Annotated in this window: 18 protein-coding genes; 16 read left to right on the plus strand and 2 right to left on the minus strand. The window is 60.9% G+C overall.

The features are described from left to right. The first annotated feature begins 14 nt into the window (after positions 1 to 14). The 6 genes from ACIPSK_RS09070 (at position 15) to ACIPSK_RS09095 (ending at position 4,409) form a co-directional block, all read left to right on the plus strand. Positions 15 to 1,523, plus strand: coding sequence for a DUF1254 domain-containing protein (locus tag ACIPSK_RS09070; protein ID WP_017968850.1), 1,509 nt, complete (start codon positions 15 to 17; stop codon positions 1,521 to 1,523). Positions 1,524 to 1,638: 115 nt separating this feature from the next. Next, positions 1,639 to 1,908 (plus strand): hypothetical protein, encoded by a 270-nt coding sequence (locus ACIPSK_RS09075; protein WP_017968851.1) that lies wholly within the window; start codon positions 1,639 to 1,641, stop codon positions 1,906 to 1,908. Positions 1,909 to 2,029: 121 nt separating this feature from the next. Next, positions 2,030 to 2,455: a cysteine rich repeat-containing protein gene (locus ACIPSK_RS09080; protein ID WP_017968852.1), complete on the plus strand. Its 426-nt coding sequence runs from the start codon at positions 2,030 to 2,032 to the stop codon at positions 2,453 to 2,455. A 3-nt stretch (positions 2,456 to 2,458) separates the two neighbouring features. Next, complete coding sequence (locus tag ACIPSK_RS09085; protein WP_162117456.1) at positions 2,459 to 3,049, plus strand: OmpA family protein; 591 nt, start codon at positions 2,459 to 2,461, stop codon at positions 3,047 to 3,049. Between the two features lie 31 nt (positions 3,050 to 3,080). Next, positions 3,081 to 3,773, plus strand: coding sequence for a hypothetical protein (locus tag ACIPSK_RS09090; RefSeq protein ID WP_017968854.1), 693 nt, complete (start codon positions 3,081 to 3,083; stop codon positions 3,771 to 3,773). Between the two features lie 93 nt (positions 3,774 to 3,866). Continuing rightward, positions 3,867 to 4,409: a hypothetical protein gene (locus ACIPSK_RS09095; protein WP_026154638.1), complete on the plus strand. Its 543-nt coding sequence runs from the start codon at positions 3,867 to 3,869 to the stop codon at positions 4,407 to 4,409. Positions 4,410 to 4,515: 106 nt separating this feature from the next. On the opposite strand, the gene ACIPSK_RS09100 is transcribed toward ACIPSK_RS09095, so the two are convergent. Next, positions 4,516 to 4,839, minus strand: a complete 324-nt coding sequence (locus ACIPSK_RS09100; RefSeq protein WP_017968856.1) for a type II toxin-antitoxin system RelE/ParE family toxin — start codon at positions 4,837 to 4,839, stop codon at positions 4,516 to 4,518. Further along, positions 4,839 to 5,120: a type II toxin-antitoxin system Phd/YefM family antitoxin gene (locus ACIPSK_RS09105; protein ID WP_017968857.1), complete on the minus strand. Its 282-nt coding sequence runs from the start codon at positions 5,118 to 5,120 to the stop codon at positions 4,839 to 4,841. Before ACIPSK_RS09105 ends, ACIPSK_RS09100 begins: the two co-directional genes overlap by 1 nt. Positions 5,121 to 5,307: 187 nt before the next feature. On the opposite strand from ACIPSK_RS09105, the gene ACIPSK_RS09110 reads away from it, so the two are divergent. The 10 genes from ACIPSK_RS09110 to msuE all read left to right on the plus strand — a co-directional run bounded on the left by ACIPSK_RS09110 (position 5,308) and on the right by msuE (position 15,771). Then, positions 5,308 to 6,300, plus strand: a complete 993-nt coding sequence (locus ACIPSK_RS09110) for an LLM class flavin-dependent oxidoreductase (protein ID WP_017968858.1) — start codon at positions 5,308 to 5,310, stop codon at positions 6,298 to 6,300. Positions 6,301 to 6,324: 24 nt separating this feature from the next. Next, on the plus strand, positions 6,325 to 7,674 hold the full coding sequence (locus ACIPSK_RS09115) for an LLM class flavin-dependent oxidoreductase (RefSeq protein WP_162117457.1): 1,350 nt from the start codon (positions 6,325 to 6,327) through the stop codon (positions 7,672 to 7,674). Positions 7,675 to 7,691: 17 nt separating this feature from the next. Further along, entirely contained in the window at positions 7,692 to 8,888 is a 1,197-nt protein-coding gene (locus tag ACIPSK_RS09120; RefSeq protein WP_162117458.1) for a M20 aminoacylase family protein, read from the plus strand. Continuing rightward, on the plus strand, positions 8,885 to 9,442 hold the full coding sequence (locus ACIPSK_RS09125; RefSeq protein WP_162117459.1) for a GNAT family N-acetyltransferase: 558 nt from the start codon (positions 8,885 to 8,887) through the stop codon (positions 9,440 to 9,442). The genes ACIPSK_RS09120 and ACIPSK_RS09125 overlap by 4 nt, the downstream gene beginning before the upstream one ends. A 37-nt stretch (positions 9,443 to 9,479) precedes the next feature. Further along, positions 9,480 to 11,255, plus strand: coding sequence for an amino acid ABC transporter permease/ATP-binding protein (locus ACIPSK_RS09130; RefSeq protein ID WP_162117460.1), 1,776 nt, complete (start codon positions 9,480 to 9,482; stop codon positions 11,253 to 11,255). 92 nt (positions 11,256 to 11,347) lie between these two features. Continuing rightward, positions 11,348 to 12,292, plus strand: coding sequence for an ABC transporter substrate-binding protein (locus ACIPSK_RS09135; RefSeq protein ID WP_162117461.1), 945 nt, complete (start codon positions 11,348 to 11,350; stop codon positions 12,290 to 12,292). Between the two features lie 66 nt (positions 12,293 to 12,358). Continuing rightward, entirely contained in the window at positions 12,359 to 13,294 is a 936-nt protein-coding gene (locus ACIPSK_RS09140) for an ABC transporter substrate-binding protein (protein ID WP_162117462.1), read from the plus strand. A 30-nt stretch (positions 13,295 to 13,324) separates the two neighbouring features. Further along, positions 13,325 to 14,359, plus strand: coding sequence for an LLM class flavin-dependent oxidoreductase (locus tag ACIPSK_RS09145; RefSeq protein ID WP_162117463.1), 1,035 nt, complete (start codon positions 13,325 to 13,327; stop codon positions 14,357 to 14,359). Between the two features lie 55 nt (positions 14,360 to 14,414). Further along, on the plus strand, positions 14,415 to 15,011 hold the full coding sequence (locus ACIPSK_RS09150) for a 2-hydroxychromene-2-carboxylate isomerase (RefSeq protein WP_017968864.1): 597 nt from the start codon (positions 14,415 to 14,417) through the stop codon (positions 15,009 to 15,011). 199 nt (positions 15,012 to 15,210) lie between these two features. Next, on the plus strand, positions 15,211 to 15,771 hold the full coding sequence (msuE, locus tag ACIPSK_RS09155; protein WP_446532914.1) for an FMN reductase: 561 nt from the start codon (positions 15,211 to 15,213) through the stop codon (positions 15,769 to 15,771). Positions 15,772 to 15,773 lie beyond the last annotated feature (2 nt).

The raw sequence follows: 15,773 nt of genomic DNA on the forward strand, positions 1-15,773 counted from the left end.
ATGAGGAGAGAGCAATGATACGTACGACGAGACTGCTTTGTGCCACCGCCGCAGCGATGCTGATGGGCGTGGTCGCCGCTTCGGCCGACACGACCTACAAGATGGCGACGCCCTTCGCTCCGGGCGTCGCCGTGCCGGATGAGGTCGAGTCCTCCATCGGGGCTCTGAACCTCAACTACGGTTATCCCTCGGAGGATACCGTTGAAAAAATCTACGACAATCTGGACCGGTCGCGTGCGCTGCAGGCGTATCTTCTGGGCTTTCCGATCGTCAATCAGGCTGGAATGCGCCAATCGTTGCGCGAGTTCGGCCACGACAACCAGACCAACGTGATCTGGGAGAACCTTGTCGATTCAAAGACCGTGGAACTGACCGCCAACGACAACACCGTCTACAGCTTCATCTGGCTCGACACGAGCAAGGGACCGCTGGTGGTCGAGATTCCGCCCAAGGTGCTCGGGCTGATCGACGACTTCTGGTACAACTGGGTCGCCGATGTGGGCATCACCGGAGCCGACAAGGGCGAAGGCGGCAAGTACCTGATACTGCCGCCCGGCTACCAGGGCGACGTTCCGGAAGGCTATCACGTCGTACGTCCGAGCACCTTCGGTAACTGGATGCCGTTCCGCTCGTTCCTGGTCGACGGTTCGCCCAAGCCGGGCGTGGACTCGGTAAAGAAGACGCTGAAGATCTACAACCTCGCCGACGCGGCCAACCCGCCGCCGATGAATTTCGTCAACGCGTCGGGCAAACCAACGAATTTCGTACCGCCCGCCGACTATCAGTTCTGGTCCCTGTTGAACGAAGCCATCCAGGAAGAGCCGGCCGAAGGTTCCGATCCCACCACGCTTGGCCTGTTCGCTTCGATCGGCATCGTCAAGGGCAAGCCCTTCAATCCCGATGAACGGATGAAGAAAATCCTCACCGACGCCGCCAACATAGGTGCCGTCACCGCGCGCACGATCGCTTTCAAGATACGCGGTGAAGGCGCCTACTTCTATCCGAACAGCGCGTGGAGGCTGCCGTTCTTCGGCGGCTACAAGTTTGAAGTCTCGGCTGGCGTCAGCAATCTGGATGGCGCTGCGTTCTTCTACTTCCTGGCCACAGGCGTGACGCCGGCGATGGAAGAGAAGATGGTCGGCGTCGGCTCGCAATACCCATGGGCGGCCCAGGACTCCGAAGGCAATCCGTTGGACGGCGCAAAAACCTACAAGCTGCAACTGCCGCCAAACGTCCCGGTCAAGGATTTCTGGTCGGCCATCGTCTATGACAACCAGACCCGCTCGATGGTGCAGACCGACCAGCAATTCCCGAGCGTCAGCAGCCAGAACAAGGGCGTCAAGGTCAATGCGGATGGTTCGACGGACGTCTACTTCGGACCCAAGGCCCCGGCGGGAATGGAGAACAACTGGGTGCAGACGATTCCGGACAAGGGCTGGTTCATGATCCTTCGCCTCTACGGTCCGCTGGAACCGTGGTTCAACAAGACCTGGAAGCCGGGTGAGATCGAATTGGTGCGGTGACCAGAAAACGCCCGCTTGTGTAGTAGGAAGCTTGATTTCGTTCAGCATGCGATGACGATCACTATGTCCTGAGATCGCCTGCTGTCAGGCGACACATGCGAATGGATGAAACCGGATGGGAAACGGTGTTGGATTCGTAAAGAGCTGCTTCACGCGGCGCGCCAATGTGATCGAGGAACTCGCTCTGCGCAGCGAGGGGTTTCGCGACCTCTGTGACGACTTCGCCAGTGCAAATGATGAGAAACTGCAATGGGAGCGGTCATCCGCTCCAGAACATGACGAGCGCATTGCCGAGTATCAGGAACTCGTCGACAGCCTCCGGATTGAAATCGAGCAGGCCCTCGACAGAGCCGCGGTCGTCCCGTTCATACGGCCACGACGATGACGATACACCAGTGCTGCTGGTGTTTGTAACTGTAACTTACTTCCATCTCTGCTCGCTACACGCCACGCATATCAACGGGAAATGACCACTTCACATCAATCGCTCCAGGATAGGAACAGTAATGATAGAAAGAGTTGGCATCTTCGCAGGCGCGGCGCTCGCCGCCTTCCTCGCCCTAACCGCGGTCGGTCGGGCCGACACGATCAGCTACGCCGATGCGGTCACGACTCTTGCCAAGGAGTGTGGGCCGGACATCAAGAAGCTCTGCAACGGCGAGAACCTCGGGAACGGCCGGATACAGGCCTGCCTCGAGAAGAATGCGTCGAAGGTCTCCCCGACCTGCACGGCGACCCTTGGCAGCGTGATGTCATCGATCGCCCAGCGCCAGGAGGCGCAGGCATCGGCGTTCAAGGTCTGCCAGCATGACATCTCCCAATACTGCAACAGCGTGAAGGGCGACGGGAATATCCTCTCCTGCCTCGTCGAGACGAAGCGGGTGGACAACAAGGCTTGCAACCAGGCAATCACCGACGCTGGATGGCGGTAAACCATGACCGGAAAAAGGGAGAACAAGATCGTCCATGGCCTTCGCATTTCTCTGGCCCTCGCCCTGTTAATGGCTCCGCGCATCGCCTCGGCCCAGCAGCTCGACAACACGCAGATCATGACCACTCTCGGGCAGATCAAGGGGGCGGCGCCTGCAGTCGATGTCGCTCTGCTCGTGGAGGAAGCCAACTCCAATGTCGGGAAGGGCGTCGCAACACTGCCCAACTGGAGCAAGTTGTCACAGCTATCGCAGTTGATCGTCGAGATCGATTTCGAAAACAACTCCACTGCCATCGAGCCAAAGTCCTACCGCACCGTCGGACTCATCGCCGACGCCCTGCACCATCCGGACCTGTTCCGCTACAAGTTCCTGATCGTCGGGCACTCGAGCGCAACGGGAACCGCCAAGCACAATCTCGAACTCAGTCAGAAACGGGCCGACGCGATCAACGAAGCGCTGTCGACCACCTTCGCGGTTTCGCCCGATCGCCTTTTTTCAGTTGGAGCCGGCGAGGAATGGCCGATCGATCCGGGTCAGCCGGAGTCGGCAGACAACCGACGGGTTCAACTGATCAATCTGGGACTGTTGAAATAACGCCACTCAGTGGAAAAACGGGAGGAAGCAGATGCTTAGAATCTCCGATATGTGCTTGATCGCAATCGCAGCAGGTCTTCTATCGTCAACGCCGGTTCTCGCGCAGGACGCCATCTCGGCGCCCGCTCAGAAGACCATCGGCGCGCCTAAGTCAAAAATGGTGCCGTCGCTCGCCGTCCTCAATTCCGGAGGGGCGAGGCTTGAGAACGGCAAGCTGACGATGAGCGGCATCTCGGCCGTGTCTATCGTGTTTGCCGACCGCCCGGTGCGCTCTGCAGGTCATGTACTGACCTCCGAGTTCATCAAGCAGTGGGGCGAGGGGGCAGATAGCTTTGCCAAAGATCCTCCCAATGCGACGATATCGGTCTTGAGCGGAAAGGGAGATTCCGTCGCCGATGCGGTGGTCGTCCTGAAGACGCCAAAGCTCGAGGGAGCAAACCTCACCTTCGACGTGGCCGTACTCGAAGGTGATCTCGCCGGAGCCGACGGCCCCGCATCGCTGTTCATCGACTGGTTTGCGGCACGTGGTCCTTACGGAGGCGTCGCCGTCGGAGGCGCTGGTTTTCGCGCCCCCGTCTGGCGTGGCGGATGGTATGCCCATCCGGGCGCCTATTACGGAGCGGGCGTCGTTGCGGGGGCGGCAATCGGTGCCGCAGTCGCAGAGGATCGTCGCTATTATCCGCCTCCGGCTTGCGGATATTACCCGTATCCACCCTGCTACTAGCACCAGGGTATCGCAACATGCCAGTGCTGGTTTCGGCGTGTTCGAAGGCTGACCGCCTTTCCAGCGGGCGTTGCAAGACCGAGGACGTCGCAATTGGACCATCTATCCAATCCTGATCCAGTTCTGGAAATACTCGTCGGCACTGTGTTTCTCGTTGTTGTCATCTTCGTGCACGGCGCTGGTATCCGGAGCATCAGCCTTCAATTCAGCAAGTCATGGGCAGGCGTCACGAAGGCCACGCCGCACTGGCATCTGAACTTGATGCTGGCCGCGACGATCGCCGCGCTGGCGATTCTGCATTTCGCAGAAACGCTGATCTGGGCGATGCCTCTCTATGTCAGGGCCATTATCCCCTCGATGCGTGACAGCTACTACTACGTGCTTGAGAGCTATACGACGCTGGGCGAGGGAACCGTCACCCTCCCGGATCGCTGGCGTCTGCTCGGCCCGATCATTGGCATGTCGGGCCTCTTCACCTTCGGTTGGACGGGTAGCGTCCTGGTCAGCATCATGACCGACTTCGGCAAGTTCGACCGCCTGCGGGCGAGGCAGGAGCGTGTGATAGAGGCAAAAGCGGAGTATCAGAATGCTCGCTCTCTCGAGCACGACGTCGCCAGATTTCCAGAAGGCGGGTAAATCTGCCGGGCCGCGACTTCCCAGGCCTGTATCCGGGCAAGATCATGGCAGCGCTTGACCGGCACAAGCCGTAGATCCGAAGCGCTCAAGAACGATATGCCGGACGTCAGCGGATGAGCCTTCGCTCCAGAAAGCTCTGCATGTCGCGACGCCCGTCTACCACGCAGTAGACGACAACATCCGTGCCCAGGATGCGATAGATCATGCGCCATGGCTTATGGTGCAGTTCCCGATATTCGGAAATTCCGATCCCCGCCAGCTCCTTCGGAATATTTCCGCGGGCGGGGAATTCTTCAAGCTCGGCGCAGGCACTCTCGATGTCCATCAGGATGCGTTCTGCCATCTCAGCGCCGTCGCGGCGAGCGATGAAGCGATAGAGATCCTCGACGTCGCGTTCCGCGTCCTCAGCGAAAAGAACACGATATGGCATTAGGATTGGCTGTCCTCCAGACGTTTGCGGATGCGCGCGAAGGATTCTGCAGCGGGGCGCAGTTTGCCCTCCTCGACTTGCCGGTTGGTGAGCGCCAGCACCTTCAGGAGCGCCAGCGTCTCCTGTGTTTCTTCGTATTGGCCGACGTCCTGAAGGATGGCTTTCGCCTCGCCGTGAAGCGTAATGACGACCGGCTGCGGGTTATCCTTCAATGTCCGGATGATCTCCGGCGCGTGCGCCTTGAGATAGCTGATCGGCTTGACCTGTTCTGACAGCTTCATGCGGTTACTCCCTTTGGACCAGAATATAGACCATCAAGTGGTCGATTGAAAGGCATCGGATTTCCATTTTGGATGCGGCCGCTTTTTTCACTCAACGCGTTCGAAAGAGAATGTCATTTCTTATAATGAAGTTTGTCTACTGATTTTATGGACTAAGATTTGCAACCAAGGATCGGATCGTGGTGCCATGACCTACCTCCTCAGTCTTCTCGACAAAAGCCCGATCGAACAGGGTCTGACGGCCGCGGATGCACTGCGGGCGACGGTAAAGATTGCCGCCCGAGCCGAGGAACTCGGTTATCACCGTTTCTGGGTCGCCGAGCATCATAACATGTCAAATCTGGCGAGTTCGGCGCCGGAGGCGCTGATCGCCTATCTTCTCGCCAAGACATCGAGGATCCGCATCGGCTCCGGCGGCGTCATGCTGCAGCACTACAGTGCGTATAAGGTTGCCGAGACCTTCAATCTTCTAGCATCGCTTGCGCCCGGCCGTGTCGATCTCGGCGTCGGCAAGGCGCCGGGCGGCTTTCCGCTCTCGACGCGCGCCCTGCAGCTTGCCGTCGATCCGGCCAGGAAGCCGGATTTCGCGAGCCAGCTTTCCGATCTCAACATCTATCTCGCCGCCGACCCGAATTACGACGGCGCCCAGGCAACACCTTTCCCGCCGGCTGCGCCTGAACGTTTCCTGCTCGGCGCCAGCGTCGAAAGCGCCGAGCTCGCTGCCGAGAAGGGCTGGGAGCTTGTTTTCGCCGGACACCTGAACGGCGATCCCGACAATCTGCGCAGGACCTTCGATGCCTATGAGCGGGCATCCGGCGGCAAGTGCCCGATCTTGGCACTCGCCGCCTTCGCCGCCGAAAGCGAGGATTATGCCCGCGAGCGCGTCGGCAAGTTGCGCATCGTCAAGGTGTTCCTGCCGAACGGCCAGACCGTCAATGTCGGCAGCGAGGAGCAGGCGGCCGAGTTCGCCCGCCAGGCCGGCATCACCGATTACCGCACCGAGGAAAAGGTGCCGAGCGTGCTGCATGGCACGGCGGAGCAGATCCGCAAGGAACTGGACGAACTTCATCACCGCTACGGGGTCAAGGAGTTCGTGCTCGACACGCCGGCGCTTTCGGTCGCCGAGCGCCTGGCTTCCATCGAGCTGCTCGCCAAGGAGCGGCTTTCCCTCGTCGCCTGACCGTTTCCAAAAAGGATTGATCCCATGGCTCAGAAACACGTCACGTTCGGCATCATGCTGCAGGGTCCCGGCGGTCACATGAACGCCTGGAAGCATCCAAGCGGACCGGCGGATGCCAGCGTCAATTTCGAGTTCTTCGTCAAGACGGCGCGCCAGGCCGAGGCGGCGGGCATCGCTTTCGCCTTCGTTGCCGACGGGCTCTACATCAACGAGCAGTCGATCCCGCATTTCCTCAACCGCTTCGAGCCGATCGCCATTCTCTCTGCTCTGGCAGCTTCGACGTCGAAAATCGGCCTCGTCGGCACGGTCTCGACCTCCTACAGCGATCCCTTCACCATCGCCCGCCAGTTCGCCTCGATCGATCTCATCAGCGGCGGCCGGGCAGGGTGGAATGCGGTGACCTCGCCGCTCGAGGGTTCGGGGCGCAATTACAGCCGCGAACATCCCGAGCACGAACTGCGCTACGAGATCGCCGAGGATTATATCGATGCGATCAAGGGCCTGTGGGATTCCTGGGACGACGACGCCTTCGTCCGCAACCGTGAGACCGGCGTCTTTGTCGACAAGACGAAGATGCATCGCCTCAATCACAAGGGCCGCTTCTTCCGCGTCGAGGGGCCGCTCAACATCGGCCGTTCCAAGCAGGGCCAACCCGTCGTTTTCCAGGCAGGCGCCTCGGATTCCGGCATCAGGCTCGCCGGCAAACATGCCGACGCAGTCTTCACCAATGGCGGGCCGTTCGAGGAGGCGCAGGCCTTCTACCGCCAGCTCAAGGACAGCGTGATTGCCCATGGCCGCAGCGCCGCGGAAGTCGGCATCTATCCTGGTATCGGACCGATCGTCGGTGCGACGCAGGAGGAGGCGGACGCCAAGTATCAGGCGATCCGCAACCTCGTTACGACAGAGGAGGCGCTGCTCTATCTCGGCCGCTTCTTCGATCATCACGATTTCAGCGTCTATCCACTCGACGCGCCGTTCCCCGAGCTCGGCGATATCGGCAGGAACAATTTCCGCGCCACCACCGACCGCATCAAGAAGACGGCGCGGGAGAAAAGCCTGACGCTCCGGCAGGTCGCGCTTGATTCGGCAACGCCGCGCACGGCCTTCATCGGCACAGCCGATCATATTGCCGACGAAATCATCCGCTGGGTGGACCATGGCGCCGCCGATGGCTTCATCCTCGGTTTCCCTGTCATCGCCGAGGGCTTCGATGATTTCTCGAGATATGTTCTGCCGATCCTCATGGAGCGCGGCTATTTCGATCCGGTCCTGAAGGGCGAGACGCTGCGCGACCATCTGGGTCTGCCCTTCCGCGAAAGCCGCTACACGGCGGGCGCCGATCAGGTCGATCGCGGAAAGGCTGTCGGCGCCTGAGGCGCCGACGAACGGTCATGAACATCGCCCAGAACCCACGCAGCAACGATCCGGTCGACAAGGGCATCGCCGCCTATCTCGACGAGATCATCGCGCTTCGCCACGATCTGCATCAATATCCGGAGCTTGCGTTCCAGGAGCTCAGGACCAGCAAGCTCGTGGCATCCCGCCTTTCCTCCTGGGGCTATGAGGTGGCGACGGGCATTGCCGGAACCGGCATCGTCGCCACCCTCAGGCGCGGCGACGGCAAAAGGCGGATCGGCATCCGCGCCGACATGGATGCCCTGCCGATCGAGGAGGCGACCGGTCTTGCCTATGCCAGCAGCAATCCCGGCGTCATGCATGCCTGCGGCCATGACGGGCATACGTCGATCCTGCTCGCCGCCGCGCGTTATCTCGCCGAAAGCGGTAATTTCAGCGGCACGCTGCGGCTGATCTTCCAGCCCGCCGAGGAGATCGGCGCCGGCGCCCGCAAGATGATCTCGGAAGGCCTGTTCGAACGTTTTCCTGTCGACGCGGTCTTTGGGCTCCACAACTGGCCGGGTGTTCCCGCGGGTCAATTCGGCTTCGTCACCGGTCCTGCCATGGCCTCGGTCGATCAGGCAGTCATCAAGATCATCGGCAAAGGCGGCCATGGTGCCGAGCCGCACCGGGCCGTCGATCCGGTGCTTGCCTCGGCCTCCTTCATCACTGCCCTGCAGAGCGTCGTCTCCCGCAATGTCGACCCGCAGGACATGGCGGTCGCGACCGTCGGTTCGATCCATGCCGGCTCCGCCTCGAACGTCATCCCGGAAAGCGTCGAGATGAAGCTCACCATGCGGGCCTTCAGCGAGACCGTCCGCCAGCTGTTGCGAGAGCGCATTCCGGCCCTTGCTCGCGCCCAGGCGGAAAGCTTAGGCGCCGAGGCGGATGTGAACTACCGCCTCGGCTTTCCGGCGCTGATCAACCATGCGGCAGAGACGGCCTTTGCCCGCGACGTCGCCTATGACGCACTCGGCCCCGCGGCGATCGAGAAGGATTTCCGGCCGAGAACCGCGAGCGAGGATTTTGCCTTCATGCTGCAGGCAAACCCCGGCAGCTACCTCTTCGTCGGGAATGGCGACAGCGCTCCTCTCCACAGCGCCCACTACAATTTCAACGATTCGATCATTGCGCCGACCGCCCGCTACTGGGTGCGGCTCGCCGAAACCTTCCTCACTGATGACAACGGGTGATGAACGATATGAGCGATACGTTTCTCTATACCAGCCCTCTCGACCCGCGCGCCAAGCCGCTGATCGATGAATTGATCTACGAATACGACAGCCGCTACGGCAACTATTTCAATGCCGAAGGGGCTGCGGTCGAGCTGAACCGTTATCCTTCTGAAGCCTTTGCGCCGCCTGACGGCAATTTTCTCCTGTTGATCCGTGGTGGCGAGACCATCGGCGGCGGCGCCTTCAAGAATTATGACGAACGCACGGCCGAGTTCAAACGCATCTGGACGCGCTCCGATCTGCGCCGTCAGGGCCTTGCCCGCAAGGTGTTGGTGGAACTGGAGGCCCAGGCCGCCCGGCAAGGCTATTCCCGCATCTACCTGACGACCGGCTTTCGCCAGCCCGAAGCCGTCGGCCTCTATCTGAACTACGGCTACACCGCTCTCTTCGACACCTCCGCCGATCCCGAAATCTACAAGAGCCTGCCCTTCGAGAAGGACATCAGCCATCTCGCTCAGCCTGCTGACGAAGATGCCGAACCGCGCCCGCGGGTGGCCGGCGCAAATTTCTGAAAACGGCAAAGACCGACAATCATAAAAGGGAAGCACAATGGCACTGACAACGGATTTCGCCGGCATCGACCCCGGCAGCAGGACGGCAGGACCGAAGGATTATTCCCGTTACCGCATCGTGCCGGCGCGTCATCCGGGCCGGATGGCAGGCACGATCTTTGCCGCTGTCGTCATCATCGCCGTGCTCTATTCCATCTTCACCAATCCGCGCTGGGGTTGGGGCGTCTTTGCCGAGTGGTTCTTTGCCGAACCGGTGCTCGTCGGCCTCGGCCGGACGCTGCTTTTGACGGTGCTTGCCGCCATATCCGGCTCCATCCTTGGAACGGCTCTGGCGCTCGCCCGCGTTTCCAAGTCGCCGCTGCTCTCCGGTCTTTCCTGGGGCTATATCTGGCTGCTGCGCTCGATCCCGGTCATCGTGCTGCTGCTGATCCTGAACAATCTCGGCTACCTCTACGAGACGATCAAGATCGGCATTCCCTTCACCAACACCGTCTTCCTCGACTATCCCACAGTGCAGTTGCTGACGCCCTTTGCCGCCGCCTTCCTCGGCCTGACGCTCAACCAGTCGGCCTTCTTCGCCGAAATCGTGCGCGGCGGTATTCTCTCGGTGGATCACGGACAGTTGGAGGCGGCCGCAGCACTCGGTCTGCCGCGCCGCCGCCAGGCCTTCCGCATCGTGCTGCCGCAGGCCATGCGCTCGATCCTGCCGACCGGCTTCAACGAACTCATCGGACTGGCGAAGAGCACCTCCATGGTCTACGTGCTGGCGCTGCCGGAGCTCTTCTACACCGTTCAGGTGATCTACCGCCGCAATCTTGAAGTCATTCCGCTGCTGATGGTCGCGACCGTCTGGTACCTGATCATCATGACGGTGCTGTCGATCGCTCAGCGCTATATCGAGCGCTACTTTTCCAAAGGCGCCGTGCGCAACCCGACGCCGTTGCCCTTCCAGGCATTTTTTGAGCGTTTCCGCCGTCCGCTGCCTGTCCTCGAGACGGCGACCGACACCGTCCGCAAGATCGGCTTCCAGGATGCGGCGACGCTGCGGGCCGCAGGCGGCGCGGTGCGCATTCACGGTATTTCCAAAAGCTTCGGTTCGCTGAAGGTGCTCGATGATGTCGAACTCAACCTTCCCACCGGCAGCGTGACCGCCATCCTCGGTCCATCCGGCTCGGGCAAGTCGACGCTGTTGCGCGCCATCAACCATCTGGAGCGTGTCGATGAGGGTTTCATCTCGGTCGACGGCGATTTCGTCGGTTACAACAGGAAGGGCGACACGCTCTATGAGCTCAAGGAGAAGGATATCCTCAAACGCCGCGCCGATATCGGCATGGTCTTCCAGAGCTTCAATCTCTTCCCGCATCTGACAGTGCTCGAAAACCTCATCGAGGCACCGATCCAGGTTCGCGGCGTCGGCCGTGAGGACGCCGTGCAGCTGGCGCAGGAGCTGCTGGCACGCATCGGCCTCAGCGACAAGATCAACGCCTATCCGCGCCAGCTTTCCGGCGGCCAGCAGCAGCGTGTGGCGATCGCGCGCGCACTGGCGCTCCGCCCGAAGGTGCTGCTCTTCGACGAGCCGACCTCGGCGCTCGATCCGGAGCTCGTCGGCGAAGTGCTCGACGTCATCAAGGAACTTGCCCGCACCGGCACGACGCTCGTCATCGTCACCCATGAGGTCGGCTTTGCCCGCGAAGTCGCCGACGGCGTCGTCTTCATGGAAAGCGGACGCATTCTGGAGGCCGGCCCACCGGCCCGCATCTTCGCTCAAGCCGAACATCCCCGCACGCGAGAATTCCTCGCCAAGGTTCTCTAGCGCGATACAGCGCTGGTGAAATGCCGGGCCGCGACGGGCTGCTCCGGCCGAGTAACAACAACCACAACCTAAAGATGAAATGGAGAAGGGGCATGACATTTACAGATAGGGCAAGGCTTCTGATAGCGGGAGCCGTCACCATTGCCGCGATCGGGTTCGGTTCCGCTCAGGCGCAGCAGAAGTTCGATCTCAGCCCCGAGCAGCCGAACCGGCTGCGGGTGGAAAAGAACGAGAAGCGCATTGCCGAAGTCAAGGACTTCAAGTTTGTCGAAAACGGTGTCTTCACCGTCGGCATCAGCTCGAGCGGCAATCTTCCGCTGCATGACTATGCCTCCGATTCCAAGACCGTCATCGGCTATGACGTTGATCTGGCGCAGGCCATTGCCGACAGCCTGGGCCTGAAGCTCGAGTTGGTTTCCGTCGCCTGGGCCGATTGGCCGTTGGGGCTGACCTCCGGAAAGTTCGACGCGGTGATCTCCAACGTGACCGTCACGGAAGAGCGCAAGGAGAAGTTCGATTTCTCGACCTACCGCAAGGATGAGCTTGGCTTCTACGTCAAGGCTGACAGCTCGATCACCTCGATCAAGCAGCCGAAGGATATTGCCGGCCTGAAGGTGATCACCGATGCCGGCACCAACCAGGAAAAGATCCTGCTGGAGTGGGACCGCGAGAACGTCGCCGCCGGCCTGAAGCCGATCGAGGTGCAATATTATGACGATGACGCGGTCAAGGATCTTGCCGTTCAGTCGGGCAGAGCTGACACCGTTTTCAGCGTGAACGCGACGCAGGCCTATTCGGCCGGGATCAACGGTAAGATCAAGCTTGTCGGTACGGTCAGCGGCGGTTGGCCGATCACGGCCGAAATTGCCGTCACTACACGCAAGGGCAGCGGCCTGGCAGCGCCCTTGACCGATGTCGTCAATGACCTGATCGCCAGCGGCGCCTACCGAAAGATCCTCGATACCTGGAACCTCGGTCCCGAAGCGATCGACAAGGCCCAGACCAACCCGCCGGGACTGCCGAAGAGTGGCTCCTGATCGACCCCTATGGGCCGGCGGCAATGCTGCCGGCCACCGTGCCTGACAATTTGGAGATTGAAGACGATGATTGCCCTTCCGGCATCCCGGACCCTGCTGATCGCTGCCATGGCGTCGGCCCTTTCCTTTGGCGCAGCTCATGCAGCGGAGGATTTCGATCTTAGCCCGGAACAGCCGGGCCGGTTTCACGCGGCCAGGAACGATACGGCGATTGCCGCAATTCCTAGGGAATTCAAGTTCGTTACACCCGGCAAGTTCACCATCGCCGTCAGCCCGGGCGGCCCTCCGCTTGCCACCTATGCCACGGATGCCAAGACCGTGGTCGGGGCAGATCCTGATTATGCCTATGCCATCGCCGACAGCCTTGGCCTGACGCTGGAGATCGTGCCGGTCGCCTGGATCGACTGGCCGCTCGGCCTCGCCTCGGGCAAGTATGATGCCGTCATCTCCAATGTCGGGGTCACCGAGCAGCGCAAGGAAAAATTCGATTTCTCCACCTACCGCCAGGGCTTGCACGGTTTCTTCGTGAAATCCGACAGCCCTGTCACCTCGATCAAGGAGCCCAAAGATGCGGCAGGTCTCAGGATCATCGTGGGGGCCGGCACCAACCAGGAGCGCATCCTTGTGAAGTGGAGCGAGGAAGATGTTGCCGCGGGCCTGAAGCCGATCGAACTGCAATATTACGACGATGAGGCGGCAAGCCTTCTCGCGCTGCGGTCCGGCCGAGCGGATGTCATCGTCCAGCCGCATGCGCAGCTCGTCTTCATCGCCGCGCGCGACAAGAATATTAGGCGCGTCGGCACGCTGAGCGCCGGCTGGCCGGATCGCTCGGACGTCGCGATCACCACCCGCAAGGGAAGCGGGCTGGCCGATGCGCTGACTGTCGCCACCAACGGCCTGATCAAGGATGGCACCTACGCAAAAATCCTCGACCACTGGCACCTTTCCGAAGAAGCCTTGCCGGCATCCGAGACCAACCCGCCCGGCCTGCCGAAATACTGATCATCGGATGGCACGAGTGGAAGGGACGACATGAGCGGCCGCAACATATCCATCAGCCATATCGGCTTCCTCACTCCCGGCAATTATCCCGACGGCGATCCGTTGTCGGGATTGGAGCAGACGCTTGAGCAGCTGCAATATGGCGAAGATCTGGGCTTCGACAGCGCCTGGGTCCGCCAGCGGCACTTGGAGCCCGGAATCTCTTCCGCCAGCGCTTTCCTGGCGGCGGCGACGCAGCGAACCAGCCGGATCGAGCTTGGAACCGCGGTCATCCCGATTGGTTACGAGGGCCCTTACCGGCTGGCCGAAGATCTCGCCACCGTCGATGTTCTGTCGCGCGGCCGGCTGAACATCGGCGTCAGCGCCGGCCGGCCGCTGCACGCCGAGCTGATCGCCCCGCTCGTCTTCGACGGCGACTGGACGGGTTACGATTTCTCGCATGATCGCGTGCTACGCTTTGCCGACAATCTGCGCGGCACTTATCTCGGCGACGAGCAGACCTTGATCAAGACGCCCTTCGGCCCGCAGCGGCCGCGGCTGCAGCCTTATGCCAAGGGCCTGATCGACCGGATCTGGTATGGCGGCGGATCGCAGCGTTCGGCCGAATGGGCCGGCCGCAATGGCTTCAACCTGTTGACCGGCAATGTGATAACAGGGGAGGGGACGGACGATTTCTTGATCGCGCAATCGCGGCTGATCGAAACCTATCGCGCCGCCGGCATGCAGCGCCGCGTCGCGCTGGGTCGTGTCATCGTGCCTTTCGACAGCGCCGATGCGGCAACGCGCCGCCGGTATCGAGACTATGCCGCTGGCCGCCATCAGCGGACGCTTTCGCCGCAGGGCGAGCGGCGCACCTTATTCGCCCGGGATGTCGTCGGCACATCGGATGAAATATTGGCGCAGCTTTTTGCCGATCCGATCCTGCCCGAGATCAGCGAGTTGAGGCTGGAGCTCCCTTACGAGTTCGAGCACGAGCAATATCGACAGATTCTCCACGACTTCGTGACGCTGATCGCACCGGAGCTCGGATGGAAAGCGCAATCCGAAGTTAGATCCGCTTCCTGAAAATGCCGTCGACCATTCGACGCCAGAACAATCACCTCATGGGGAACATGCATCAGTGACCAAATCGGTAGAATATTTCTTTTCGATCGGCTCGCCCTGGTCGTATATCGGCTTTGACGCCTTCGCCGAACTCGCGGCGAAGAACGACGTCGTCATCACGCCCTATCTGACGACGGTAGTCGAGGAAAATGGCGGTATCTTTTCGCGCAACCGTCCGGAGATCCGGCGCGCCTACTGGACGCGGGACCTCAAGCGCTGGGCGCGCGTGCGCGGCAAGGAGCTGCGGCTCGAACATCGCCCGGATTTGAGCGATCCGACGCCTGCCTCCCTCTTCGTGATTGCCGCCTACCTCGACGGACAGGATTGGATCGGCATTGCCCGCGCCCTGCAACATGCGTTCTGGAGCGAGGCGAAGGATATCGGCAAGCCCGACGTGCGCGAGGCGATCGTGACGTCAGCAGGTTTCGATGGCGCAGCGCTCCTCAGGCGACAAGCCGATGACGATGTCCAGAACAAGTGGTCGGCGGACCGCGCGCATGCCCGCGACAGCGGCGTCTTCGGCTTTCCCACCTATGTCTTTGACGGCGAGATCTATTGGGGGCAGGACAATTTACCCTTCCTCGAACGTCACCTTCACGGCGACAAGCCTTAGGCTTGGATCAAGCAATGTGACCGCAATGAATTGCAGCGTCCCGAGGTCTGAGATGTCGATGGCGGTCAGCTTGCAGCTTATGCGTGCCGAAGCGGCGGCGAACATTTTTTTCAACCAGGCGAACAAGGAGAGATGCATGTTCCTTTAATCTATCAATTTTGTAGACAATAGTTGGGGCAACGCAAAGAGAGGAAAAACCATGTCAGGTTTCAAACTCGTCGGCATCGCTGGCAGCTTCAACCGTCCATCGAAGACATTGGCACTCGTGCGGCACGTCGCCGAACGTGCGAGCATTCGCTACGGATTTACCAGCAAGAGCTATGATCTCAATGATGTCGGTCCGTCGCTGGGCAGTGCCTTGTGGCGCAAGGATCTCGACAGGCAAGCCAGGCATGTCGTCGACGAGATCGTGCAGGCCGATGCCCTGATCATCGGCTCGCCAACCTACAAGGGCTCCTATCCCGGCCATTTCAAGCACCTCATCGACCTGATCGATCCCCACAAACTTCGGGGCAAGCCGATTATCATCACGGCGACCGGCGGCGGTGACCGGCATGCGTTGATGGTCGAGCATCAGCTTCGGCCGCTGTTCGGGTTTTTCATGGCCCATACTTTGCCGACTGCCGTTTATGCGTCCGACCGCGATTTCACAGACTATGCGGTTTCATCCGACGCGCTATTGGCCCGCATCAACGACGTGATCGGCGAATTGGCGGCCTTCTTTCCGGGCGCAAATCCGGCCCTGGCGGCGGCCGAGTAGGA

This window comes from Rhizobium sp. LARHSG275, assembly GCF_052871115.1.